Source organism: Rhodococcus sp. NPDC003382 (genome assembly GCF_053589135.1).
The window spans coordinates 1-26,020 of record NZ_JBSFRH010000046.1 but is presented as its reverse complement, the minus strand read 5'-3'; the positions used below and the strand labels follow the sequence as shown (position 1 = coordinate 26,020).

Annotated in this window: 16 protein-coding genes; 10 read left to right on the top strand and 6 right to left on the bottom strand. The window is 69.6% G+C overall.

Annotation, left to right across the window (positions count from 1 at the left end):
* The first annotated feature begins 99 nt into the window (after positions 1-99).
* Positions 100-789, top strand: coding sequence for an MBL fold metallo-hydrolase (locus ACWDUD_RS24675; protein WP_450110999.1), 690 nt, complete (start codon positions 100-102; stop codon positions 787-789).
* 146 nt (positions 790-935) lie between these two features.
* Positions 936-2,669 (top strand): alkaline phosphatase D family protein, encoded by a 1,734-nt coding sequence (locus ACWDUD_RS24670; protein ID WP_450110998.1) that lies wholly within the window; start codon positions 936-938, stop codon positions 2,667-2,669.
* Between the two features lie 11 nt (positions 2,670-2,680).
* On the opposite strand, the gene ACWDUD_RS24665 is transcribed toward ACWDUD_RS24670, so the two are convergent.
* From ACWDUD_RS24665 to ACWDUD_RS24655, 3 genes are all read right to left on the bottom strand, one after another.
* Positions 2,681-2,926 carry a hypothetical protein gene (locus tag ACWDUD_RS24665; protein ID WP_450110997.1) on the bottom strand — a complete coding sequence of 82 codons (246 nt, stop codon included), beginning with the start codon at positions 2,924-2,926 and terminating at the stop codon, positions 2,681-2,683.
* Positions 2,927-3,056: 130 nt separating this feature from the next.
* A complete protein-coding gene (locus ACWDUD_RS24660) occupies positions 3,057-3,416 on the bottom strand; it encodes a VOC family protein (RefSeq protein ID WP_450110996.1) in 360 nt (119 codons plus the stop codon).
* A 129-nt stretch (positions 3,417-3,545) separates the two neighbouring features.
* Positions 3,546-4,055: an SRPBCC family protein gene (locus ACWDUD_RS24655; protein ID WP_450110995.1), complete on the bottom strand. Its 510-nt coding sequence runs from the start codon at positions 4,053-4,055 to the stop codon at positions 3,546-3,548.
* Between the two features lie 202 nt (positions 4,056-4,257).
* On the opposite strand from ACWDUD_RS24655, the gene ACWDUD_RS24650 reads away from it, so the two are divergent.
* Positions 4,258-14,844 (top strand): SDR family NAD(P)-dependent oxidoreductase, encoded by a 10,587-nt coding sequence (locus tag ACWDUD_RS24650; RefSeq protein WP_450110994.1) that lies wholly within the window; start codon positions 4,258-4,260, stop codon positions 14,842-14,844.
* A 27-nt stretch (positions 14,845-14,871) separates the two neighbouring features.
* Here the strand turns inward: ACWDUD_RS24650 and ACWDUD_RS24645 are convergent, their stop codons facing one another.
* Both ACWDUD_RS24645 and ACWDUD_RS24640 read right to left on the bottom strand, forming a co-directional pair.
* Entirely contained in the window at positions 14,872-16,470 is a 1,599-nt protein-coding gene (locus tag ACWDUD_RS24645) for an MFS transporter (protein WP_450110993.1), read from the bottom strand.
* Positions 16,471-16,606: 136 nt separating this feature from the next.
* The gene (locus ACWDUD_RS24640; protein ID WP_450110992.1) at positions 16,607-17,602 is read right to left on the bottom strand and encodes an NADAR family protein; all 996 of its coding nucleotides are present in this window, start codon (positions 17,600-17,602) and stop codon (positions 16,607-16,609) included.
* Between the two features lie 442 nt (positions 17,603-18,044).
* Between ACWDUD_RS24640 and ACWDUD_RS24635 the strand changes: the two genes are divergently transcribed.
* The 6 genes from ACWDUD_RS24635 to ACWDUD_RS24610 all read left to right on the top strand — a co-directional run bounded on the left by ACWDUD_RS24635 (position 18,045) and on the right by ACWDUD_RS24610 (position 23,475).
* Entirely contained in the window at positions 18,045-19,433 is a 1,389-nt protein-coding gene (locus ACWDUD_RS24635) for an aromatic ring-hydroxylating oxygenase subunit alpha (protein ID WP_450110991.1), read from the top strand.
* Between the two features lie 31 nt (positions 19,434-19,464).
* Positions 19,465-19,935: a hypothetical protein gene (locus ACWDUD_RS24630; protein WP_450110990.1), complete on the top strand. Its 471-nt coding sequence runs from the start codon at positions 19,465-19,467 to the stop codon at positions 19,933-19,935.
* Positions 19,936-19,993: 58 nt separating this feature from the next.
* On the top strand, positions 19,994-20,533 hold the full coding sequence (locus ACWDUD_RS24625; RefSeq protein WP_450110989.1) for a hypothetical protein: 540 nt from the start codon (positions 19,994-19,996) through the stop codon (positions 20,531-20,533).
* Between the two features lie 116 nt (positions 20,534-20,649).
* Positions 20,650-21,459 (top strand): TauD/TfdA dioxygenase family protein, encoded by an 810-nt coding sequence (locus ACWDUD_RS24620; protein ID WP_450110988.1) that lies wholly within the window; start codon positions 20,650-20,652, stop codon positions 21,457-21,459.
* The gene (locus tag ACWDUD_RS24615) at positions 21,456-22,160 is read left to right on the top strand and encodes an SDR family NAD(P)-dependent oxidoreductase (RefSeq protein WP_450111011.1); all 705 of its coding nucleotides are present in this window, start codon (positions 21,456-21,458) and stop codon (positions 22,158-22,160) included. Before ACWDUD_RS24620 ends, ACWDUD_RS24615 begins: the two co-directional genes overlap by 4 nt.
* Positions 22,161-22,179: 19 nt before the next feature.
* The gene (locus ACWDUD_RS24610) at positions 22,180-23,475 is read left to right on the top strand and encodes an ABC transporter substrate-binding protein (RefSeq protein ID WP_450110987.1); all 1,296 of its coding nucleotides are present in this window, start codon (positions 22,180-22,182) and stop codon (positions 23,473-23,475) included.
* Between the two features lie 56 nt (positions 23,476-23,531).
* Here the strand turns inward: ACWDUD_RS24610 and ACWDUD_RS24605 are convergent, their stop codons facing one another.
* Positions 23,532-24,164, bottom strand: a complete 633-nt coding sequence (locus ACWDUD_RS24605) for a TetR/AcrR family transcriptional regulator (protein ID WP_450110986.1) — start codon at positions 24,162-24,164, stop codon at positions 23,532-23,534.
* Positions 24,165-24,571: 407 nt separating this feature from the next.
* On the opposite strand from ACWDUD_RS24605, the gene ACWDUD_RS24600 reads away from it, so the two are divergent.
* Positions 24,572-25,972, top strand: a complete 1,401-nt coding sequence (locus tag ACWDUD_RS24600) for an ABC transporter substrate-binding protein (protein ID WP_450110985.1) — start codon at positions 24,572-24,574, stop codon at positions 25,970-25,972.
* Positions 25,973-26,020 lie beyond the last annotated feature (48 nt).

The window sequence follows — 26,020 nt, the reverse complement described above, 5'->3', positions numbered from 1 at the left end:
GCGACACCGGACTGTGCCATGGTAGGCGCGCCCACCGACACGTTCGCGTTCGCAGCCTCCTCACCTCGGCAGATGTTCCCCGGCGGTAATCTCTGCCACATGACGAAGCAGCCCGTGACCATCGACGACCACTACACCGGGGAGGTCTCCCCCGGCGGCCCCGCGCAGCGCCGCACGATCCCCGGCGCGACCATCGTCAAGCTCTCCGTCGGCCAGATGGACAACAACACCTACCTCATCACCGATTCCTCCACCGGCAAGTCGCTGTTCATCGACGCCGCGAACGAGCCGGATCTGCTGGTGAGTTACCTCGCCGAGAACGCCCCGAAACTCGAGCTGATCGTCACCACGCACCAGCACTGGGATCACTGGCAGGGGCTCGAGAAGGTCGCCGACGCCACCGGTGTGCCGACCGCCGCGCATCCGCTCGACGCCGAACCCCTGCCCGTCACGCCCGCCCGCCTGCTCATGGAAGGCGACACCGTCGAGATCGGCGAACTGTCGTTCGAGGTGCTGCACCTGTCCGGGCACACCCCGGGCTCGATCGCGCTGGTCCTCGAGGAGCAGGGCACCGGCCGCCACCACGTGTTCACCGGCGACTGCCTGTTCCCCGGCGGTATCGGCAAGACCGCGGACCACGAGAAGTTCACCTCGCTGCTCGACGACGTCGAGACGAAGCTGTTCGGCCGCTTCGGCGACGACACCGTCATCTACCCCGGGCACGGCAAGGACTCCACGCTCGGCGCCGAGCGTCCGCATCTCGGCGAGTGGCGGGAACGCGGCTGGTAACTGCGGCCCGACATCCGTTCCGGCGCGACCCGCAGACGGTCCGAGATCGGTGCGGAAATCGCCGGAATCGGCTGGGGGTCGCTCGTAGCGAGTACCCTCGGACCGCATGAGGCGGTCGCTCCGTCCGGCACGGGCCCGGTGACGCCGTGGTGGATCTCGTTCTCGGCCCGTTACTTCGGCACGTCGGGGCTACGGACGCCACGGTGTGGGTGGAGACGTCTGCCCCGTGCATCGTGCAGGTCCTCGGCAACTCGGAGAAGACGTGGACGGTGGCAGGCCACCACTACGCCCTCGTCTCGGTCGAAGGCTTGGAGCCGGGATCCACCACGCCCTACGTGGTGCGTCTGGACGGGCGCGAGGTGTGGCCACATGCCGGCGACGACCCGTCCCTGATTCGGACCCTCGGTGCCGGCGACCGGTTCGTCCTGGCGTTCGGCTCGTGTCGCGTGGCGACGGCCCCGGACGACGAGGATTCGTCCGCACTGGGGACCGATGCTCTCGTGGCCTACGCGCAGCGTATGCGCGCCCGCTCCCCCGAAGAGTGGCCCGACGCCCTGTTGTTGCTCGGCGACCAGGTGTATGCCGACGAACTGTCGCCGGAAATGCGGCGGCGTGTCGGCGAGCGGCACGATCTGTCGGAACCACCGGGCGCGCAGGTGCGGAACTTCGAGGAATACACCTGGCTGTATTCCCAATCGTGGTCCGAACCCGACGTCCGTTGGCTGTTGTCGACCGTGCCGACCTCGATGATCTTCGACGACCACGACGTGCATGACGACTGGAACACCTCGCACCTGTGGCGGGCCGAAGTGGAGGCCTCGTCGTGGTGGGAGGAACGGATCGTCGGCGCCCTCATGTCGTACTGGATCTATCAGCACCTCGGGAATCTTTCACCGAAGGAACTGTCCGAAGACGCGCTCTACGACCGTGTCCGCAACTGCGGGGGTGATGCCGAACCGATTCTCCGCGCCTTCGCGTCCGATGCGGACGAGGAAGCGGACGGCGCTTCCGGCGCGCGGTGGTCCTACCGGCGGGATTTCGGTTCGGTGCGGGTGCTGATGATCGATTCGCGGTGTGGCCGGGTCCTCACAGCCGACCGCCGGGAGATGGTGTCGGATCCGGAGTTCGACTGGATCGAAAGCCAGACCGAGGGCGACTACGATCACCTGCTCATCGGGACGTCGTTGCCCTGGTTGCTTCCGCGTGCCATGCACGACGTCGAGGCGTGGGACGAGTTGCTCGCATCCGGCGCGCACGGCGAACGGCTCGGGCGGTGGGCCGAAAAGCTCCGCCGCGGTGCGGATCTCGAGCATTGGTCGGCATTCCGCGACTCGTTCGACCGTGTCGCCCGGCTGCTGGCGGACGTCGGCAGTGGACGCCGCTCGGGACCGTCCGATGTCACCCCGGCGACGGTGTGCGTGCTGTCGGGCGACGTGCACCACGCATACGCTGCTCGTGCCCACTTCCGCGTCCCCGTGAGCGCGGCGATCTACCAGTTGACGTGCTCGCCGCTGCACAACCATGTTCCGGCGGCGGTTCGAGTGGCGTTCCGGGTCGCCTGGAGCCGCACAGCAGAACGCTGCGTACGCGCGGTTCTCGGGCTGGTGACGCCCGTACCGACCACCTCCATCATCTGGAGCAAGACAGCCGGTCCGACATTCGGAAACCAGGTCGCCACGCTCCGAGTCGAAGGTCGCGCTGCGCATCTGACCATCGAGCGGACGGTGACAGATCGCGGCGCACACCGTTTCGAGACGGTCGCCGAGCTCGGCTTGTCTTCCGACGGACCCCACGCCGGGGAACAACCCTTCGCCGCGCCCCGCCGACGACGAAACCCGGCGACGCGGTGGCGTGCAGCGAGGACAGTCGGGGAAACCTGACTGGTCGGGGCTTATCGATGCTCCTCTCCCGCGGTGTCGTCCTGCGACTGCCCTTCGCCCGTCGTCGGGCCGTCCTCCGTCTCGACGAGATGGGCAAACGCGGTGCCCGAGACCATTCCGTGGGTTCCCGGCACCGTTACCGTAGGTCTGGCACCGGGCTCGTACATCTGCTGAATCTCGTGTGCCCGTTCCTGCGCACGTCGTTTCGTTTCGTCGTCGAGGTCGTCGTATTCGTCGGGTTTCCGATCTTCGTCCACAGCACTCGCTCCAATCGTCACTGCTTTCCCGCGGAGCAGTGTCTCCGGTCCAGAATCCTCTCCCGGCGGTACCGGGACGCCGTTTCGGCCCAACCGATGCCGCGACGGCGGCGTGGTCGTTCCGACACAGTCATGCAGGAGGAAACGGCCGCGACGGCGGCGTCGCAAGGGTGAGCAAATTGCCGTCGGGATCACGGACCTGGGCAAGCGTCGAATAGTCGCCCTCGATGTCGTCCCCGAGCACGATCCCGAGGCTTTGCAGCCTGCTACGTTCGGCCGCGACATCGTCGACGTAGAGGAACATCACGCCCCTGCCGGCGATCTCCTCGTCGGTCGAAATCGCCAGTCCGCCGTGGTCGAAGAGTTCCCAGTGCAGCAGCGTGTCCATCGGCCGGTGGTCCGGTCCGCGGCCCAGCAGCTTCGTGTACCAGTCTTCGGCGGTGGCAAGGTCTTCCGTCAGCAAGGCGGTGTAGATCTTCTGAAGGTTCATTTGTTCGCCTCCGGGGCAGATTCGGCGTGAACGCTCCTCGACCGACGAGGGCCGTGACGGTACCTCCGAAGCCGGCGGTCACCCGCGCCGTTCGACCATTTGTCCACAGGTCACAGCGATGCGCAATGCCTAGCCCCCTGCCGTCGGATCGTCGGCCGCGGCTTCGGCAAGCTCGGCCAGATGCTGCAGCGAATTGGTGAGATGGTCCGGACCGAACGGCGGGAACCCGATGTGGTCCCGGATGTGCTGCGGCACCGCCGACCAGTCGTAGACGAGCGTCACCTCGGTCTCCGACGGACCGAGCGGCACCAGCTCGTAACTCCAACTCCAGCCGCCGAACTCCAGGTGCCCGTCGTCCTTCTCCTCCCCCGTCCGCCAGCCGATGGCGCGCGGCGGATCGAGCACGTGCACCTGATTGGCCACCTTGTAGTAACCGTTCACCTGGCGGGGGTGGTACATGTCCATCCGGAAGACCTGCCCCACCTCGGTCAACGGCGCCCGGTCGGCGGCGTCCTGCACCCAGCCGGTGCCGTCGATCGCCGAATGGGTGGTCGGGTCGGCAAGCACCGCGAACACCCGCGCGGCCGGCGCGGCGACGATCAGGGTGGCAGTCACGTTCTCTCGGTGTGCGGTGTGCATGGCAGTGTCTCGTCGTTTGGTGCCCCCGCCTGCGCGGAACGCGATGGTTCTTCATGCAGACCGTGGGGCGCGGCGGAAATCATCGCTCGGAGGGGAGGAATCTGCACCTGCGATGCAGCGAACTCGACTTCCGGGACAGGCGCCGCGGATAGAATCGAGAATCCGCGACGGCATGGGGGGCTCTCGGTTAGGAGCTGCTCGGATGACCGATCAAGCGAAACTCCTCGACTACCTGAAGAGGGTGACCGCCGAGCTCTACCAGGTGAAAGAGAAGCTTCGCGAGTCCGAGGCCGTGCGCCACGAACCGATCGCCGTCATCGGGATGGGTTGCCGCTTCCCCGGTGGGGTGCGCTCGCCCGAGGACCTGTGGCAGCTGGTGGAATCCGGCTCGGAGACCGTCACCGGCTTCCCCGAGGACCGCGGCTGGAATTCGGCCGAACTCTACGATCCGAAGGCCGAGCAAGCCGGCAAGACCTACACGCTGCAGGGCAGCTTCCTCGACGACCCGGCGGGGTTCGATCCCGAGATCTTCGGCATCTCGCCGCGCGAGGCGCTGGCCATGGACCCGCAGCAGCGGCTCCTGCTCGAAACCAGCTGGGAGACCTTCGAACATGCCGGCCTGGATCCGCGCTCGGTGCACGGCTCCCGGGTCGGGGTGTTCACCGGTTTGTCCGGTATCGACTACGCGGCGCGGGCCGGGGGCCGGCCGCCCGCGGACCTCGAGGGTTACTTCATCACCGGCAACGCCATGAGCGTCGCCTCCGGCCGGGTCTCGTACAGCTTCGGCCTGTCCGGACCGGCGATCACCGTCGACACCGCATGCTCGTCGTCGCTGGTGTCCATCCACCTCGCCATGCAGGCGCTGCGGGGCGGTGAGTGCGAGCTGGCCCTGGCGGGTGGGGCGACCGTGATGGCGACGCCGGGGGTGTTCGTGGAGTTCAGTCGCCAGCGTGGTCTGGCCCCCGACGGTCGGTGCAAGGCGTTCTCGGCCGCCGCCGACGGCACCGCGTGGGGCGAGGGCGCAGCGATGATCGCGTTGGAACGGCTGTCCGACGCACAGCGCCACGGCCGGCGGATCCTCGCCGTGGTCCGGGGCAGCGCGATCAACCAGGACGGTGCCAGCAACGGCCTGACCGCACCGAACCGGCAGGCCCAGGAGCGCGTGATCCGGCAGGCGCTGACCGATGCCGGGCTCGGTCCGGGCGACGTCGACGTGGTCGAGGCGCACGGCACCGGCACCACCCTGGGCGATCCGATCGAGGCGTCCGCCCTGCTGGCGACGTACGGCCGCGACCGTTCCACCGGCCGGCCGCTGTGGCTCGGCTCGGTGAAATCGAATCTCGGGCACACCCAGGCCGCTGCCGGGGTGGCCGGGGTGATGAAGATGATCCTGGCGATGCGACACGGCGTCCTGCCGAAGACCCTGCACGTCGACCGGCCCACCCCGCACGTCGACTGGTCCGCCGGATCCGTGTCCCTGCTGACCGAGAACCGGGAGTGGCCCGACCTCGACCGGCCTCGCCGGGCGGCGGTGTCCTCGTTCGGGATCAGCGGCACCAACGCGCACGTCGTCCTGGAGCAGTCCCCACCGGCCGAGGCCCCCGTCACGAGCATTCCCGCGGGTGAGGTCGTGGCCTGGTGCGTGTCGGGCCACACCGAATCCGCGCTGCGGGCGCAGGCCGGGCGGTTACGCGAGTATCTGGCTGCCCACCCCGACCTGCCTCCTGCCGCGGTGGCCGGGGCGCTGCTGAACTCGCGTGCCACCTTCGACCACCGCGCCGCCGTGATCGGCGCACGGTCCGAGACCCTGCTCGGCGGCCTCGACGCGCTCGCCCGCGGCGCCCCGAGCGCCGACGTCGTCACCGGCGTGGCAGCGGAGGCCGGTGACCGGCCGGTGTTCGTCTTTCCCGGCCAGGGTTCGCAGTGGGTCGGCATGGCCGCAGACCTGCTGGACACCTCGCCGGTGTTCGCCGAGACCGTGCGCGCATGCGCCGAGGCGCTGGCGCCACACACGACGTTTGCGCTGCTCGACGTGCTGCGCGACCGAGATCCGGCGTCGCTGGACCGCGTCGACGTGGTGCAACCGGCGCTGTTCGCGATGATGGTCGGGCTCGCCGAGTTGTGGCGCTCCCACGGCGTCGAACCCGTGTCGGTGATCGGGCATTCGCAGGGTGAGATCGCCGCCGCCTACGTCGCCGGCGCGCTGAGCCTGTCCGACGCAGCGCTGGTCGTCGCCGCGCGCAGCAGGGTGATCGCGGCGTCGGCGCGGCGCGGCGGCGGGATGGCGTCGGTGGCGCTGCCCGCGGACGCGGTGCGGGACGCGATCGCCCCCTGGGCCGGCGCCGTCGAGGTGGCAGCGGTCAACGGGCCGACCGCGACGGTGGTGTCCGGTCCGGTCGAGGCGCTCGACGACCTGGTCGCGCGGTGGCGGGACGACGGCGTCCAGGCCCGCCGGATCGCGGTGGAATACGCGTCGCACTGCGCCGACATTTCGGTTCTGCGCGAACCGATCCTCGACGTATTGGCCCCGATCCGGCCCCGCCGGTCGAGGATCCCGTTCTACTCGGCGGTGACCGGCGGTGAGCTGGACGGTGCCACGCTCGACGCCGACTACTGGTATCGCAATCTGCGCCACCCGGTCCGCTTCGAGCACGCGACGAAATCGCTGGCGGCGGACGGGTATCGCTTGTTCGTCGAGTCGTGCAGCCATCCCGTCCTGACCGTGCCGATGCAGGAAACGCTCGACGCGGAGGGCGTCGCCGGACATGTCGTCGGCACTCTCCGGCGCGACCGGGCGGACCTGCGTCAGTTCACCGCCGCCCTCGCGGACGCGCGCGTGCACGGCGTGCAGGTCGACTGGGACCGGGTGCGGTGGGCGCGACGTCCCGAACATCAGCCGTGGGTGGACCTGCCCACCTATGCCTTTCAGCACCGCCGTTACTGGCTGGACGGCCCCGCACCGGAGGGTGATGTCGTCTCGGCGGGCATGGACACGGGCGGGCATCCGATGCTCGCCGCGTCGGTCGAACTCGGTGACGGCCGCGGCACGGTGTCCATGAGTGTGCTTTCCGCTCAACGTCTTCCGTGGCTGCACGACCACATGGTCGGCGACTCCGTCGTGCTGCCCGGCACGGCTTTCGTGGAACTCGCGCTGCACGCGGGGAACCGCGTCGGCTGCGGCCGGCTCGACGAGCTCACGCTCGAGGCGCCGCTGGTGATCCCCGCCGACGGTGGGGTCGCGGTGCAGGTGAGTGTGCTCGCCGACGGCGACACCGGCCGCTGCGCGGTGTCGGTGCACTCCCGGCCCGCGGACACCGCGCCGGACACCCCGTGGACCCGGCACGCCACCGGCACGCTCACGACGGCGGCCGCGGATGCCGCCGATTTCCCGGAACCGCAGTGGCCGCCCGCCGATGCCACCCCGGTCGACGTCCGCGGTCTCTACGACCTGCTCGACGACGCCGGCTACGGGTACGGTCCGGTCTTCCGGGGCCTGCGCGCGGCGTGGCGCCGCGGCGACGACCTCTACGGCGAGGTGCGACTGGGCGGCGAGGACCCGGAAGCGGCGGTCGCGGGCTACGGGATCCATCCGGCGGTGCTCGACGCCGCGCTGCACCTGATCGCGCTCGGAAGCACCGAGACCGGTGTCCGGTTGCCGTTCGCCTGGCGCGACGTGCAGGTACACGCCGTGGGCGCCACCGCCCTGCGGGTGCACGTCACCGCGACCGGAGCCGAGCGCTACCGGGTCTCGGCCTACGACGCGACCGGCCGGCCGGTGGTGACCGCGGACTCGCTGACGTTGCGTCCCCTCGGGGAGGCGGGTGTGCCGGTCCCGGGGGCCGGCGCCGGCCTCTACCGCGTCGAGTGGGTGCCGGTCGCGGCGCCGGCGGACCCGATGCCGGTGGACCTGCTGCCGCTGCCGGAGGCGCTCGCCGGGGACGATCCCGCCGGTCGTGTCCTGTGGCTGCCCGCCGGACCGGGCGAGGAGCCGGATACGCCGGCCCGGGCGCACGCCGCCGCGGAGGCGACGCTGCACGCGGTGCAGTCCTGGCTCCGGGACGAGCGCCTGGCCGAGACCCGCCTGCTGGTCACGACCGCGCACGCGGTCGCCCTCCGGGACGACGAACCGGTCGACGACGTGGCCGCCGCGCCCGTCTGGGGCCTGATCGGCGCTGTGCAGAACGAGCATCCCGATCGCATCACCCTGGTGGACCTGGACGGACCGGCCGGCGAACTCCCCGATCCCGCAGTACTGTCGACGACCTTGTCCTGCACCGAATCCCAGCTGGCTGTCCGCGACGGTGTGCTGCTGACACCGATGCTCGCTGCGGTGGCACCGGCCGCAGCGACGCCCGACTCCGACGCGCCGCCCTTCGGCCCGGACAGCACGGTTCTGATCAGCGGTGGCACCGGGACCATCGGCCGGCTGATCGCCCGCCATCTCGCCGCCCGGTACGGGGTGCGCAGGCTGGTGCTCACCGGTCGGCACGGGCTCGACGCCGAGAGCGCGGCCGCGCTGCGCACCGAGTTCGCCGCCTCCGGAACCGACGTCGAGATCGCCGCGTGCGACGTGACCGACCGCGCCGCGGTGGCCGCGCTGCTCGACGGCATTCCCGACCTCACCGGTGTGATCCACGCCGCCGGGGTACTCGACGATGCCACCGCCGCCACCCTGAACACGGACCAGCTGCACGCGGTGCTGCGGCCCAAACTCGACGGTGCCTGGCACCTGCACGACCTCACCCGCGACCGGGACCTGACCGCGTTCGTGCTGTTCTCCTCCGCGGCGGGCGTCCTCGGCGGCGCCGGGCAGTCGAACTATGCGGCGGCCAATGTCTTCCTCGACGCCCTCGCCCAGCACCGCCGCGCCCGCGGGCTCCCGGCGATCTCCCTGGCCTGGGGGTTGTGGGATCGCCCGAGCGGCATGACGTCCCATCTCGATGCCGCCGACCTGGACCGGTTGCAGCGCAACGGCATCGACACCATCGACGTGGACTCGGGGCTGGCCCTGTTCGACGTCGGGCTCGCCGTGAACCGTCCCCTGATCGTGCCGCTGCGGCTCGCGACGCGCGCCGCGCGCACCGAGAGCGCCGCGCTGCCGCCGATCCTGCGCCGGGTCCTCGGATCTCGTCGCCGCCGGGTCGCGGCCGGCGTGTCACCGACCGGGCTCGCCGAGGAGTTGCGTGCGTTGGAGCCCGGCGACCGGTACAGCCGGGTGCTGGACATCGTCACCACCCACGTGGCCGCGGCCCTCGGCTACGAGGGCAGCGATGCGATCGACCCGGAGCGCGCCTTCAAGCAACTGGGTTTCGATTCGCTGACCGCGGTGGAATTGCGCAATCAGCTGGCGACCGCGACCGGCGTCAAGCTGGCCGCGACCGTGGTGTTCGACTACCCCACGGCGGACGCGCTCGCGCGGGAGCTGCTCACCCGACTGCTCGGCAGCGAGACCGCTCCGCAGCCGACGATCGCCCCGACCCGCACCCGCCGGGACGACGATCCGATCGCCATCGTCGGGATGGCCTGCCGATATCCGGGTGAGGTGCACTGCCCCGACGACCTGTGGCGACTCGTCCGCGACGGCCGGTGCGCGGTGGGCGCGTACCCGCACAACCGGGGCTGGAATCTCGACGAGGTGTACGACCCGGATCCGGAGCGGATCGGCACCACGTACATGAAGGAGGGCGGATTCCTCTATGACGCAGACGAATTCGACGCCGCATTCTTCGGTATCAGCCCGCGCGAGGCGATCGCGATGGATCCGCAGCACCGGCTGCTCCTCGAAAGCGCCTGGGAGGCGCTGGAACACGCGGGAATCCGGCCGGACGCCCCCGATCTGTCCGACACCGGTGTGTACATCGGGTTGATGGGCGGCGACTACGGCTTCCACCTGATGACGCGGCGCGACGTCGACGCCGAGGGCTATCTGATGACCGGGACGAGCAACAGCGTGGCGTCGGGCCGGATCTCCTACGCCTTCGGTTTCACCGGTCCGGCCGTCACCGTGGACACCGCCTGCTCGTCGTCGCTGGTCGCCGTGCATCTCGCGGCCCGCGCGCTGCGCGACGGGGAATGCGCGCTGGCGCTGGCCGGTGGCGCGACGGTGATGGCGACCCCCGGTGTGCTGGTCGAGTTCAGCCGTCAGCGCGGTCTCGCTCCGGACGGCCGCTGCAAGCCGTTCTCGGATCGGGCGGACGGCACCGGGCTCAGCGAGGGCGCGGGAATGGTGGTGCTCGAGCGGCTCGGCGACGCCGAACGCAACGGCCATCGGGTGCTCGCGCTCGTCCGCGGATCGGCGGTCAACCAGGACGGGGCCTCCAACGGATTGACCGCCCCGAACGGCCCGTCTCAGGAACGGGTGATCCGGCAGGCGCTGGCGTCCGCCGGGCTCGGCCCCGCCGACATCGACGCCGTGGAGGCGCACGGCACCGGCACGCGGCTCGGGGATCCGATCGAGGCGCAGGCGCTGCTGGCCACCTACGGGCAGCAGCGGGACGGCCGGCCGCTGTGGCTCGGGTCGATCAAGTCGAACATCGGCCATGCCCAGGCGGCGGCCGGGGTGGCCGGCGTGATCAAGATGGTGCTGGCGATGCGGCACGGGGTGCTGCCGCCGAGCCTGCACGGTGACACGCCGACCCGGCACGTCGATTGGACCGCGGGCGAGGTCTCGTTGCTCGCCGAGCCGGTGCCGTGGCCGGCCACCGGACGGCCCCGTCGCGCCGGGGTGTCGTCGTTCGGGATCAGCGGCACGAACGCGCACGTGATCCTGGAACAGCCGGCCGTACGCGCGCTGCCGGAGGTGTCACCGCCGCCGGCAGCCCCGCTGGCCTGGGTGGTCTCGGGTAAGACCGAGCATGCGCTGCGCGCGCAGGCCGCTCGACTGGCGGCGTTCTGCGACCGCAGTGCGGATCTGCCGGATCCGGCCGACCTCGCGTACTCGCTGGCCACCACCCGGTCCGGTTTCCTCCACCGCGCCGCGGTGATCGGAGACACGGCGGCCGATCTGCTCGACGGCCTGACCCGCCTCGCGGCCGGACGACCCGGCGGCAACGTCGTCACCGGGACGAGCAGCCGCGGCCGGACGGCGTTCATGTTCACCGGTCAGGGCGCGCAGCGCATCGGGATGGGCCGCGGCCTCTACGAGACCTACCCGGTGTTCGCCCGTGCCCTGGACGAGGTCTGCTCCGCGCTCGACGAACATGTGGAAACCCCGGTGCGGCAGGTGCTCTGGGACGACACCGGCGGTGCACTCGACCGCACCGAATACACCCAGCCGGCGCTGTTCGCCGTCGAGGTCGCGCTGTACCGGTTGCTGCGGGAGTGGGGCATCGCCCCCGACTATCTGATCGGCCATTCGATCGGCGAGATCGCCGCCGCCCACGTCGCGGGGGTGTTCAGCCTGCCCGATGCCGCGGCCCTGGTGGGTGTCCGCGGCCGGTTGATGCAGTCGACCGAACCGGGCCTGATGATCGCCGTGCGGGCGGGTGAGGACGACATCCGGGCGCGGATCGACGGCCGCGTCGATCTCGCCGCCGTCAACGGCGCCGACGCGGTCGTCCTCTCGGGCGGCGAACGCGACGTCCGGGCCGTCGCGGCCGACTTGTCCGCCGCCGGACTGCAGACCACGACCCTGCGGGTGGCCCGGGCCTTCCATTCGACGCTGATGGAACCGGTCCTCGACGGGTTCACCGCCGTGGCGTCGCGGCTGACTCCGCAGCCGCCGGAGATTCCGGTGATCTCCAACGTCACCGGACGCGTCGCCACGGCCGAGGAACTCGTGTCCCCGGACTACTGGGCTCGGCACCTGCGGCGCACGGTGCGGTTCCACGACGGCGTGCGCACACTCGACGACCTCGGCGTCACCCGCCTGGTCGAGGTCGGTCCCGGTGCGACCCTGGCCGCCCTCGCCTCCGAGGTCGTGCCGACCACGATCGCCACGTTGCCCGGTCGCGGCGACGAGGCACACGAGGTCGTCGAGGCGGTCGCTGCCGCCTTCGTGCACGGCGCCACGATCGACTGGGACCGGATGCTGCCCGGCCGCCGCCGGGTGGAGCTGCCCACCTACGCGTTCCAGCGGCGGTCCTTCTGGCCGACCGCACCGACACGCACGAGCGGCGATCCGGCGGAACTGGGGCTGGGCCCGGCCGGACATCCGTTGCTCGGCGCCGCGGTGCCGCTCGACGACGACGCGGTGATGTTCACCGGACAGCTGTCGCTGCGCCGGGATTCGTGGCTCGTGCCGCCGCCGGCGGACGGTGATGCCGTGCCATCACCGGCCGAGGACGGTGCCGTGTCACCGGCGGGGGCGGTGCTGCCCGCGGTGCTGGTCGACCTCACGCTGCACGCGGCGCACCACGCCGGTCTCGACCGCATCGCCGAACTCACCGTCCACCACCCGCTCCTGCTCGCGTCGTCCGGACAGGCCTCGATCCGGGTGTTCGTGTCGGCGCCGGACAGCGACGGCCGGCGCACCGTCACGGTCTCGTCCGCCCCGGACGAGGCCGAGCGCTCGGACAGCTGGGTGCGGAATGCATCGGCGACGATCGACGACGTCGTCGGACCCGGTGGGGCGCATCGCTTCGCGGGCGACGCCGACGCCGAGGTGCACCTCGACGAGGGCGTCGACACGGACGGGTTCGGCATCCATCCGGTGCTGCTGCAGGCGGCGCTCGACCCGCTGCTCGGATGGGACGACGCGCCGCTGGTCTGGTCGGGGATCCGGTTGCACACCGTCGGCGCCGAGGCGCTGTCGGTGAAGTTCGACGCCCTCGGGGACGGACGGTATCGCGTGGTCGCCGTCGACGCCGCGGGTGAGCCGGTGCTGACCGTCGATGCCCTGCAGGTGGGGCCGCAGGCCGACGGGACCGGCCCGGGACGCGGGGCACGGCGACTGCATCGGCTGTCCTGGGTCCCGGTCGAGATCGCGGGCGAACCGGCCCTCGGTCCGATCGTCGTGCTCGGCGACGGGAATCTCGGTCCGGGCTTCCCGCACTTTTCCGATCCGGCAGCGCTGCGCACCGCGAGCGACGGTGCTGCGGCGGACGGCGAGCGGCGGCCGTGGACGGTGCTCGTCGAAGCCCGCCCGGCCGGTGAGCACGGTCCCGGCGCCACCCACGAGCTGTGCACCCGGGTGCTGCGTCTGCTGCAGCAGTGGCTCGACGACGACGATGCGGCGGACAGCACGCTCGTGGTCGTGACCCGCAACGCAATGGTCACCGGCGCCGAGCAGGACGGCGCGACGGGCAGCGATCCGGCGGCCGCGGCGGTGTGGGGACTCGTGGGCTCCGCGCAGAGCGAGAACCCGGGCCGATTCGTGCTGATGGACCTCGACGACGCGGCGGACCCCGACGCCGCGGTCACGGCCGCGCTGGCGAGCGGGGAACCGCAGTCGGCGGTCCGCAACGGTGCCGTTCTGGTGCCGCGGGTGCGGCAGCTGCGCGGCGTCGACGAGTCCGGCTCCCCGTTCGATCCCGACGGGACCGTGCTGATCACCGGCGGCACCGGCACCGTGGGGTCGCTGGTCGCGCGGCACCTGGTGACCGCGCACGGGGCACGGCACCTGCTGCTGACGAGCCGCCGCGGAGCGGCCGCCGAGGGCTGCGACCGGTTGCTGCGCGAGCTGAGTGACCTGGGAGCCGAGGCGCGTGCGGTTACCTGCGACACCGCCGACGAGACCGCGGTCGCCGAGGTGCTGAGCGGGATCCCGCCGGAGCATCCGCTGACGGCGGTCGTCCACGCGGCCGGCGTGATCGACGACGCCACCCTGACCTCGCTCACCCCCGAGCGCCTCGACGCGGTGCTGCGGCCGAAGGTCGACGCGGCCTGGAACCTGCACCGGCTGACCGCGGCCTCCGACCTGCGGGCGTTCGTCCTGTTCTCGTCCCTCGCCGGGATTCTCGGGGCCCCCGGGCAGGCGAACTACGCTGCGGCGAACACGTTCCTCGACGCCCTCGCCCAGCACCGGCACGCCCTCGGGCTGCCCGCACTGTCGATCGCATGGGGCATGTGGGCGCCGCCGAGCGCCATGACCGGCAGTCTCGGGGCGATCGATCGCGTCCGGTCGCTCCGTAGCGGCATGGCCCCGCTGTCGGCTGACGACGGGCTGGCTCTGTTCGACAGCGCGTTGGCGGCCGGGGTACCCACCGTGGTGGCCGCGCGGTTCGATCACACCGGCGCGGCGGCTGCTTTTGTGCCTGCGCCGCTGCGCGGCCTGATCCGGGAATCCCGTCCGCGTGCCGCGGGCCTGGCGGCGGCCGGGTCCACGGGTGCCGGGTCGTCGGATTGGGCTCAGCGCCTTGCCGAGCGGTCGGTTCCCGAGCAGCGGCATCTGATGCTCGAGCTCGTCCGGGGCGCGGCGGCCGCGGTCCTCGGCTACGACGCGCCGGACGCGGTCGACCCGGAGCAGGCGTTCAAGGAACTCGGGTTCGACTCGCTGGCCGCGGTGGCGCTCCGCAATCAACTCGGTACCGCCACCGGGCTCCGGTTGCCGCCGACGATGGTGTTCGATCACCCGAATCCGCGGGCGGTCGCCGAATTCCTGCGCGCGGAACTCGTGCCCGATCCGGTCTCGGTCGCCTGTGCCGACATCGACCGGCTCCGGCTGGACCTTGCCGAGGTCGGCGAGGACGGGCCGGCGCGGTCCGCGATCGCGGAGCGCCTGGAAACCCTGCTGGCCGAGATCCGGGCCCACGGCGATGCCGGTGCCGACGCGGTCGATCGGATTCGCGCCGCGACCAGCGAGGAGATCCTGGACCTGATCGACCGCGACCTGGGTCCCGACCACCGGTGACTGTCGTTCGGAAACCGCGCGGCCGGGTCAGAACGGTGCCGCACCCTTCGGCGCGGCGGCCGGCGGGCCGTCCGCTCGGACCATGCGGAACGAGTTCGCGAACCCGAGCAAGGCTGCGGCGAGCGGGACGAGCAACGCGACCTGCAGAGCGATCGGGCGCGCGTCGGTGTTGATCCGGACGATCTCGTCGCGGATCGCCGGGGGCTGGCCGGCGAGCAACTCCTCGAGCTGGGTGTTGCTCATGACCTCCGCGTCCTCCTCGAGCACCTGGGCGACGTGCTGCTGGTCGGCGGGTGGCAGCACGTCGCTCGACTCCGCCATCGAGGTGAACGTGATCGACAGGGTCGCGAGCAGGATGGCACCGGCGAACGCCAGGCCGAACGACAGGCCGAACGATCCGGCCGCCGAGTTGGTGCCGGCGGCTTCGCTGACCCGCTCCTCCGAGATCGGCGCGAGGGTGTAGTTGTTCAGTTGCGAGACCAGCAGGCCCAGGCCCGACCCGGCGACCACGAGCGGCAGCAGCAGGCCCCACCCGAAGTCCGCTCGCGGCACGATCGGAATGAGGACCACGATCCCGATCGTGACGAGCAGGAAACCCCACCGGATGACGGTGCTCGGGCGCCGCGCGCCGGCCTTCTTCCCGGCGAGCAACGCGACGACGAACATGCTGAGCGAGAGCGGGGCGAGCGACAGACCCGCCTGCATGGCGTTGTACTCGAGCACCATCTGCAGGTAGATCGGCAGCGCGATCATGACGCCGCCGAGGGCGATCTGCTGGAGCATCTGGCCGGTGATGCCGAGCCGGAAGATCTTGGACCGGAACAGATCCGGATCCAGCAGCGCCGGCGCGCCGGCGCGTTTGCGTCGTACCAGCCAGAAGGCGAGCCCGACCAGGGCGGCGGCGCCGGCCACGAGGAGCCCGGCGACCGCTTCGCCGCCTTCCTGCCACACCAGGATGCCGAGCACGATGCCGCCCATGCCGAGCACGGACAGGAGTGCGCCGACCCCGTCGACGCCGCGCGATCCGGTGTAGGGCACGTCGCGGACGAGTCCGATCCCGGACAGCACGGCCGCGATGATCACCACTTCGAGCACGAACGCGAGGCGCCAGGACAGGTAGGTGGTGATGAAGCCGCCGAGCAGTGGTCCGACGGCCGCGGCGATCGCGGCGGCGGCACCGACGAGCGCGTAGACCTTCTTCTGGGCGTCGCCTTCGAAGTTGCCGTGGACGAGGGACTGCATCGCCGGGAGCAGCAACGAGGCGCCGATCCCACCGATGATGGCCCAGAACACGATCACCGCGGTGAGGCTCTGGGCGAGCGCCATCGCGGTCGCGCCGGTCGCGTAGCCGAGCAGACCGATGACGTAGGCGCGTTTGCGGCCGATGAGGTCACCGACCTTGCTGCCGATCAGGATGAACGCGGCGGAGACGAGCGCTTCGAGCGCGATGGCGGCCTGCACGCCGCTGACGGTCGTGCCGAGATCGCGTACCACCGCCGAGATGGACACGTTCATGAGCGAGGTGTCCACGACCAGGACGAACATCGCCATCGCGAGCAGGATCGCGAGCAACCCCGGATGGCCCGATTGCCGGTCGGAACCGTGGGCAGTCGACTCTTCTGTCATGGCAAATACCACCGTTCCGGCAGTCGTGAACTTTCCGCACCACTCGCGACATTCACTGCTGGAATCAGAGGGTACGCGCCCTTCGTCCGCGCACATCGGGTTCGAGCAGACCTCGTCCGGACAGCGCGAGAGCGGCTCAGGCGAACACCGGGTCGACCGCGGAGATCGTCGTCGACCTGGCGACCACATCCACGGTGATCACCCGGCGCCGACCCGCCAGCTCACGCAAGGCCGCGACGGTGCCGCCGATGGTGACCCGGGGATCACGCACGGCGACGACCACGTCGGCATCGGACAGCATCAACGCGCTGCGGTCGTGATCGAACCGCTTGTCGGGGCGGCCGCCGACCGTCACCCGGCGCGAGGCCAGCGCGAGGAGCCGCTGGTGCTCGGCGATCTGCTCGGGACGCCAGCCTGCGGTCTGCTCCGGATACGGCAGGTACGCCCACAACGGCATCCCGGCACGATGCGCGGCGTCCGCCCACCACAGGCCCACCCCGGTCGCCCACCCCGACATCGCGATCTCGGTGCCGTGCTCGGCAGTCAATTTCGTGGCCAGGCGCGACAGCTCCCCCTGCACCCACTCGCGCGTGTCGGGCTCGACGATCAGGTGCTCGCGATGCCCGATAACTGCCGCCCGGATCCATCGGTCCGGGTCGTCGCCGCGGTCGACGGCCCGTTGCCGCATCCAGATGCGGCCGAGTTCGTTGCGGCCGATCGGCGTCTTGTACCCGCGGTCCCGGTGCCGGCCCCACAGTTTGTCCGGGCCGGCGGCGACGAGGAGGGCATCACCGGTCGCGGACAGCGCGGCCCGGACGACGAGATCGGCGGTCATCGCGGCGACGATCTCGCGGAGCACGGTGAACCGTGCGGTCGGCCAGTCGTCGCGGCGGACCGCGCCGGTGCCGATGCGGTGCGCGTCTTCGCTGCTCGTGGCGGGGTCGGCGATGCGATCCCACGCGATCGTCGAGGTGGTGTGCGCGGCCGCGAAGGCGTGCTCCGGTGTCGGCCAGGTCCGGCCGGCCCAGTCGATCGGCACCGGCCGGCGCAGATGCAACGGCCAGTCCGGGTGCGCGCCGAGGTCGATGACGTCGAGGGCCGTCGGGGTGTCGGTGGTTCTCTGGCGGGTCACTGCGTCTCCGTGCTGGTGGTCGTCGGATACAAGGATCGGTGACGGGTTCCGTTCTCGTCGAGCCTCGCCCACGATCCCGACTGTCGATGTGACACACACCCATTGACACCCTCGATTGTGGCGTGCATCATACGTAATCAATCAAGTGATTGATTTTATGCCGGATCGGTCGCATCCGGCCGCGGGGGGCGCAACAAAGCGGCAGCACAGCCGCACCTTCCTCGCGCGGTCGAGATTCGAGCGGCACCGATACAGCCACAGACCACCACCCCGACCTGCCGACCGGACGCGATCACCCTGCGTCGCGTCGGCGAAGCCCTCCACACCGGAGTCACCCGGCGTGCCCGCAGCTCGAATGGCCAACAGCCGGAACACTTTCGGATCTTCAGTTCGACAGCCCCGTTTCACGACACCGTCGTCGACGACGAGAAGGAGCGAGATCGTGAGTTCCACCCAGCCCCTGACGGAATCTGCACGGTCGGCACGGCCCGGCGAGTGGGTCGACACCGGATTCGGCCTGGCCGACATCGACCCCGACAAGTACTCGCTACGCATCGACACCGACCGCTACACCTCGCGCGAATACGCCGACCGCGAGCGGGAACAGATCTGGATGAAGGTGTGGCAGGTCGCCGGCCGGGTCGACGAACTGCCCGAGGTCGGCGACTGGAAGGTCCACGAGATCTTCGACCAGTCGTTCATCCTCGTCCGCGGCAAGGACGACCGCATTCGCGGCTTCGTCAACGCCTGCCGGCACCGCGGCAACCCGCTGTGCACCGGCAAGGGCAACACGCAGCGGTTCATGTGCCGGTACCACCTGTGGTCCTACGACCTCGACGGCAAGCTGCGCGGCGTTCTGCGCGAACGGGTGCTCGGACCGATCGACAAGGACGACAACTCCCTCGTCCCGGTCTCCGTCGACACCTTCGCCGGATTCATCTTCGTCAACCCCGACCCGAACGCCGAACCGCTGGCCGACTACCTCGGTCCCGAGGTCGCCGAGATGATGGCGCCCTACCGGCTCGACGAGATGGTCACGGTGATGGACGTCCGCGAAAAGCTGGACTGTAACTGGAAAGTCGTCGTCGACGCCTTCTCCGAGGGCTATCACATCAACGGCATCCACCCGGAACTGCTGAAGGTGATCAACATCGACCCCAGCACGAGCCGTCACCGCTTCATGGACGTGCACAGCGTCTCGGTGGCCCCGTTCGAGGTCGCCGGTGTCGACACGTTCGGCCCCGAAGAGCAGGTCCAGGGAATCCGCGAGCTTCCCGGCACGTTCCCCACCGTCACCGCCGTCCTGCCCCGATTCGAAGAACTCGTCGACGGGTACCGCGTCGAAGGTGCCCCCTTGGAGTTCCCGGAGGGCGTCACCGTGCGCACCCTGCTGCAGCAGGCCACCCGCGACACCCTGACCGGCCAGGGCCTGGATGTCAGCGGCCTGACCGACGCGCAGATGAGCGACAACCACGGCTGGGTGCTCTTCCCGAACTTCTTCATGACGATCCGGGCCGGGGAAGCGACCGTCATCCTCGCGCTCCCCGATCCGGACGGCGACCCGAACCGCTGCATCTGGCACATCAGCAGCTACATGTGGCTGCCGCCGGAGATGCGGGGCAGCTTCAAGGTCGAGCCGGTCCAGGTCGAGGAACCGGGCAGCTTCCAGTACTTCCTGGCGCTCCAGCAGGACTACGAGCAGATGCCGCGCCAGCAGCGCGGTCTCCGCAACAAGGGCCTCGACCACATGACGCTGGTCAAGGAAGAGATCGTCATCGCCCACTTCCACGCGGCCGTCGACCGCTACCTCGCGGCCGCCGCGACCTCGTGACCACCCCATCACCGACCGAAAGAGACTTCTCATGACCGTGACGCAGGTCGAGGACATCCTCGACGACCACACCGGGCACGCCCGCCGCGTCCTCGAATACAGCCTCGTCACCAAACGCCTGGTCGACGAGGCGAAGCAGCCCGGATTCACCACCGACAGCTGGGCGCCGCTGGCCGAACTGGTGGCGGTCGACGAGTTCGAACGTGTCGGGAACTTCAAGGAGGTGATGGACTGGTCCGGCTACGTCGAGTTCCTGACGAACTGGGCGAAGTCCTCCGAATGGGAGTGCACGTTCAAACGCATCACCGAATCCGGCGGTGTGGTGTTCCTCGAGCTCGAAGAGCGCAGCCGCATCGGCGATTTCAGCAATGTCGTCAACTCGGTGTCGGTGTACGAGTTCGACGACGCCGGCCGCATCCGGCACATCGACGTCTACCTGCAGATGGCGCTGCCCGACAGCGGGATGCTCGGCAGCTACGAGAACGTGAACATCTCGGAGTGACCGTCGGCGTCACTCCGCCACGCCTGTCGCAACCAACCCACACGACCGAAGGAACCATGTGACCAACGAAGCCCGCATCGCCCAGCACCGTCGTCTCGCCGAGAGCTACCGCAACGCGTACCTGCGCCAGGGCGTCAAGGACGGCGAGGAATACACCGACGAGAACGGCCAGGACGCCTGGAAATTCGCTCCCGACGCGATCTACACCTCCCCGTACTTCACCGGTGAGGACGTCATCCTCATGAGCGAGGCCGCGGTCGACACCGCGAAGGCCGCATACATGGAGGCGAAGGCGTACTCGCTCGTGTTCCCCGACTGGAAGCCGACGAGCTTCAAGTACTGGCCCGCCGAGAACGGCGTGGTCTGGAAGACCCGCTGGCAGGGCACCACCGTCGACGGCAGGACGATGGGCTTCTACTCCTACAGCTTCCTCGAGACCAACGAGGACGGCGAGATCATCCGCTGGGAGACCCACGTCAACGACGAGTACACCCCGTTCCTCGAGGTCGCGATCGGGGCGAGCGGCCCCTTCAAGGGCACCACCGCATACCTCGAGGCGCTTCACCGCTGCCTCGAGAAGGCCGGCGTCACCGTCTGACCCGACGGCCCGGGCGGCCCGGTGGCGCCCCAACCCTGCCGGGCCGCCCTCCCGATCGGCTCCGCCCCTGCGCGACAACAGATTCCACAGATACCCCAGGAACCCAAGGACTCCTCATGCTCGAGACCACAGCGCTCACTTCGTCGTTCGGCGTCGAAGTGACCGGGGTCGACGACCTGAACGACGACGCGGTGATCGCACGCCTGACCGAAGCTCTGAAGTGGCGAGGTGTGCTGCTCTTCCGCGGACCGAATCTCGACGACGACGCCCAGCTCGCATTCGCCCGCAAACTCGGCACCCCGGCTCAGCCGATCCCCGGTCACGAGATCATGACGGTCTCGCTCGATCCGGCCGTGACCCGGTCGGCCGAGTACCTCGAGGGCACCTTCAGCTGGCACATCGACGACACCACCAACGACATCCCGGCCAAGACCACCGTGCTCACCTGCCGGCACGTCGCCGCCGTCGGGGGCGGTACCGAATTCGCCAGCACCTACGCCGCGTACGAGAACCTGCCCGAAGCCGAACGCAAGCGCTACGAGGGCCTGCGCGTCGTCCACAGCTTCGAGGCCGCCCAGCGCACCGTCTACCCCGACCCCACCGACGAACAGGTCGCCCGCTGGCGTCAGCTCCCGACGCACGAGTCCTCGCTCGTGTGGGAACGACGCGACGGCCGTCGCTCGCTCGTCATCGGCGCCACCGCCGATCACATCGTCGGCATGGAGCCGCACGAGAGCCGGGAACTCCTCGACGAACTGCAGGCGTGGACCACCCAGGAACGCTTCTGCTACGCCCACGACTGGGAGGCCGGCGACATGGTGGTGTGGGACAACACCGGCATGCTGCACCGCGCCCTGCCGTACGACCCGTCCTCCGCACGCCTCATGCGGCGCATCACCATCGCCGGAGACGAAGCATGGACGTGAGGACAGCGGTCGTGACGGGAGGCGGCTCGGGAATCGGCAAGGCCGTCGCAGAGCGCTTGCGCAAGGACGGTCACCGGGTGGCCGTGCTCGATCTGAAACCCGACGATGCGGAGTACGAGTACGAGGTCGACGTCACCGACCGCGACCGCGTCGACGCCGCGCTCGCGGAGATCCGGCAGGAACTGGGACCGGTCACCGTTCTCGTCAACGGTGCGGGCCTCGAGGTGTACCGGAGATTCGCCAACCTCACGTTCCCCGAATGGCAGCGCGCGATCGACATCAACCTGACCAGCGTGTTCCACTGCATCCAGGCGGTCCTTCCCGACATGCTCGACGCCGGGTGGGGCCGGATCGTGAACATCTCCTCCTCGAGCACACATTCGGGTCAGCCGTTCATGTCGGCGTATGTCGCCGCCAAGTCCGCGGTGAACGGCCTGACGAAGTCTCTGGCGCTGGAGTACGGCCCGAACGGGATCACCGTCAACGCGGTGCCACCGGGCTTCGTCGACACCCCGATGCTCCGCCGAGCCGAGGGGAAGGGCCTCCTCGGCGGCACGATCGAGGAACACATCCAGCGCACCCCGGTGCGGCGGTCCGGCCGTCCCGAGGACATCGCCGCGGCGTGTTCGTTCCTGGTGTCGGAGGAAGCCGGCTACATCACCGGTCAGATTCTCGGCGTCAACGGCGGCCGGAACACCTGAAGCCCCGCGGAGGAGAAACATGCAGCGACCCAAGACTTTCCGGCCCGGACCGCGGCGCGTTCCCGCCGTCGTCGCCGCGGTCGCGCTGCTGGTCGCCGGTTGCGGCGGCCGCAGCGGCACCGAAACCGGTGACAGCGCAACCTCCGGCAGCGGTAGATCGGCGGCGACATCCGCCGATTTCGGTGACCTCACCGACGTCTGCCAGGGCGGCGACGCTTCCACCGCCACCACCCAGGGCGTGACCGCCGAACAGATCGAGGTGGGTGTCTTCACCGACATGGGGTTCACCAAGAACCCCGAATTCGTCGACGCGGCAAAGGTGTTCACGTCCTGGTGCAACGACAACGGCGGTATCAACGGCCGCACCCTCGGCGTCAAGGAACGCCTGAACTGTCTGCTCCCGAGCTTCCCCGCCCAGGCGGTGCAGGAACGCTCCGCCGGCGCCGACCTCGAGGTCAGCGCCTCGCCGGCGAAGATACCCGGCTACGACAACTACGCCGGGTTCCGCACCTGGGCCGTGAACGAGGCCTATCCCGACTCGAAGGCCGCGGTCGGGTTGATCAACGGCGACTCGGCGGTCACCAAGATCATCGAACAGATGACCTTCGAAACGCTCGACGCGATCGGCGCCACGGTCGTCTACAACGAGTTGTACCCGGCGATGGGAGTCTCGGACTGGACCCCTTACGCGCAGGCCATCAAGAACAAGGGCGTCAAGGGCCTGATCTTCATGGGGACGTGGGAACAACTGGCCAAGCTCGAAGCCGTCCTCACCGACATGGACTACAAGCTCGACTGGATCGATCCGAACAACAACGCCTACAACGCCCAGTTCATCGAACTCCTGGGTCGGTCCGCCGATTTCCAGAACAACATCGTCGACCTCAGCGGCGTCGCCCCACTCGAAAGCGACGAACCCGCCGTCGAACAACTCGAGGAGCTCTACGCGAAGTACGCACCCGACGCGCAGATCACCCTCCCGGCCATCCGGGCGTGGTCCTCGTGGTTGCTGTTCGCCAAGTCCGCCGCCGCGTGCGGGGACGAGCTGACCCGAAAGTGCGTGTACGAGACGGCTCGTCAGGAAACCGCCTGGACCGGCGGAGGGCTGCACGCCGCCAACGACCTGCAGAACCCCATCCCGCCGCAGCCCTGCTTCAACGTCGAGCAAGCAACGTCGGAAGGATGGAAGCCCGCCGATTTCGACCCGGACAACGGCCCGTACCGGTGCGACATCCCCGCCCGCAAGTTCACCGCAGACTTCGGCACACCGATGACCCTCGCCGAGGTCGGTAAGACCATGGACGACGTGCAGTAGCCGCGAGTCGTGTCGCGCTGTGCCGTGCCGGTCCCCACCGGCACGGCACACCCGCGTCACTCCGGCGGGGCCGGGGCGAAGAGCGTGCCCTGGATCAGCCGCTTCACGGCGTCGAGGGTCGCGTCGTACTGCTCCGCCGACGCGGCGGCCGCCAGTTCGTACATGCCCCGCAGGATCGCGAAGATCGCGTTCGCCGCACCGTTCACGTCGACGTCCGGGTCGAGTTCACCGTCCCGGCGGGCCTGTTCGACGATGCCGACGACCACGTCGTGGAGCGTGCCGAACAGGGTGTCGGCGTCCTCCCGGAGATGCAGATGTTCGGCGCTTTCGACCCTGATGGCGCGGTCGAAGGCGACCGCGTACGGGTACTCGCGGGTCACCCGGCCACCCTCGTCGAACAGGGCCATGAGTTTGGCGACGACACCGTCGGCACTACTCGCCGCTTCGGCGAGCCGCGGTACCGCGACACCGGCGAGTTCGTCGAACGTCGCCTTGACGAGCTCCGATTTGTTCGGGAAGTAGTGGTACAGACTTCCGCTGGTGATCCCTGCCATGCGAGCGATTTCGCGAATCGTCGCCCGCGCGTATCCGACCTCGGACACGCTCCGCATCGCCGCGGCCAGGATCCGCCGCCGGGTCTCGTCGCCACTTGCCCCGACGGGACGGCCCAGCGGTGGTCGAGTCGTCAAGACCTGTTTCTCCCGGTTCGATGGTTGCGTTTCGCAGAGCATCCCACGCCTGGACCGCGATGGCGGTTGTCCCACACCGGCGCCGACCGCCGAATCGTGACGGACTCCACCGTGCAGGGCGCTGCAGCCCCCGAATGCGGGGCGCACCAAGATCGATTGTGGTCCCGTCACAATCGCCCGGGATGGGCGCCGCCCGCAGACGCGATCGCCCGGGCGCGACCCGCTGCACCCTTCGACCGAAATGTCCGCTCGGGTTCCACCAAAACCGTCCCTGGCGGACGACGAAGCAATATCTTCGTTCTCCAAGCCGGAGAGGACAGTTTCCCTGGTGGGTGGGGGCACTTCGTCCATCCGGCTCCCTGCCCGATCACGTCGGTCGCGCAGGCTCAGAGGACCAGGGGACACACGTGAATCGACATCGCACATTCCTTGCCGGGCAGCGGCGCATCGTCGTCGCCGTCGCGGCGGTCGCACTCCTCGCGGCCGGCTGTAGCGGCCGCAGCGGCACCGAAACCGACAGCACCACGTCCGGACAGGGCGGATCGTCCGCGGTCTCCGCCGACTTCGGTGACCTCACCGAGGTGTGCCAGGACGGTGACGCTTCGACAGCCTCCGCCCAGGGCGTCACCGCCGAGCAGATCGAGGTCGGCGTCTTCTCCGACATCGGATTCACCAAGAACTCCGAATTCGTCGACGCGGCAAAAGTATTCACGTCCTGGTGCAACGACAACGGCGGCATCAACGGCCGCACCCTCGTCGCCAACACCCGCGACACGAAACTCATGGAACCGCGCCAGCGGATGATCGAAGCCTGCCGCGAGGACTTCGCCCTCGTCGGCGGCGGCGCCGGCCTCGACGCCCTCGGCGTCAAGGAACGCCTGAACTGCCTGCTCCCGAGCTTCCCCGCCCAGGCGGTGCAGGAACGCGCCGCCGGCGCCGACCTCGAGGTCAGCGCCTCGCCGTCCAAGGTCCCCGGCTACGACAACTACGCCGGTTTCCGCACCTGGGCCGTGGACGAGGCCTATCCGGATTCGAAGCAGGCCATCGGCCTCATCAACGGCGACTCGGCGATCACCAAGGCCGTGCAGCAGATGACCCTCGAGACCCTGGACGCGATCGGCGCGAAGGTCGTCTACAACGAGTTGTATCCGACGATGGGCGTGTCGGACTGGACGCCCTACGCCCAGGCCATCAAGAACAACGGCGTCAAGGGCCTGATCTTCATGGGCAGCTTCGATCAGCTCGCCAAGCTCGAAGAGGTCCTGACCAACATGGACTACAAGCTGGACTGGATCGATCCGAACAACAACGCCTACAACCAGCAGTTCCTCGACCTGCTCGGTCGCTCCGCCGATTTCCAGAACAACATCGTCGATCTCAGCGGTGTCGCCCCGCTCGAAAGCGACGAACCCGCCGTCGAACAGCTGAAGGAGCTCTACGCGAAGTACGCGCCCGACGCCCAGATCACCCTCCCCGCCATGCGCGCCTGGTCGTCCTGGTTGCTGTTCGCCAAGTCCGCCGCCGCGTGCGGTGACGAGCTGACCCGAAAGTGCGTGTACGAGACGGCTCGCCAGGAAACGGCGTGGACCGGCGGTGGCTTGCACGCCGCGAACGACCTGCAGAACCCGATCCCGCCACAGCCGTGCTTCAACGTCGAGCAGGCCACCGCAGACGGCTGGAAACCGGCCGATTTCGATCCGGACAACGGTCTGTACCGGTGCGACATCCCCGCCCGCAAGTTCACCGCGGACTTCGGCACGCCGATGACCCTCGCCGAGGTCGGCAAAACCATGGACGACGTCCAGTAGCCGGAAGCACAGAAACGCCGTGTGGCCTCGGGGATTCACCCCGAGGCC

What these genes read in the sequence shown, in the direction of transcription:
- ACWDUD_RS24675 (WP_450110999.1), top strand. Translation starts at nt 100, where the DNA reads ATGACGAAGCAGCCCGTGACCATCGACGACCACTACACCGGGGAGGTC.
- ACWDUD_RS24660 (WP_450110996.1), bottom strand. Translation starts at nt 3,416, where the DNA reads ATGAACCTTCAGAAGATCTACACCGCCTTGCTGACGGAAGACCTTGCC.
- ACWDUD_RS24655 (WP_450110995.1), bottom strand. Translation starts at nt 4,055, where the DNA reads ATGCACACCGCACACCGAGAGAACGTGACTGCCACCCTGATCGTCGCC.
- ACWDUD_RS24650 (WP_450110994.1), top strand. Translation starts at nt 4,258, where the DNA reads ATGACCGATCAAGCGAAACTCCTCGACTACCTGAAGAGGGTGACCGCC.
- ACWDUD_RS24645 (WP_450110993.1), bottom strand. Translation starts at nt 16,470, where the DNA reads ATGACAGAAGAGTCGACTGCCCACGGTTCCGACCGGCAATCGGGCCAT.
- ACWDUD_RS24630 (WP_450110990.1), top strand. Translation starts at nt 19,465, where the DNA reads ATGACCGTGACGCAGGTCGAGGACATCCTCGACGACCACACCGGGCAC.
- ACWDUD_RS24620 (WP_450110988.1), top strand. Translation starts at nt 20,650, where the DNA reads ATGCTCGAGACCACAGCGCTCACTTCGTCGTTCGGCGTCGAAGTGACC.
- ACWDUD_RS24610 (WP_450110987.1), top strand. Translation starts at nt 22,180, where the DNA reads ATGCAGCGACCCAAGACTTTCCGGCCCGGACCGCGGCGCGTTCCCGCC.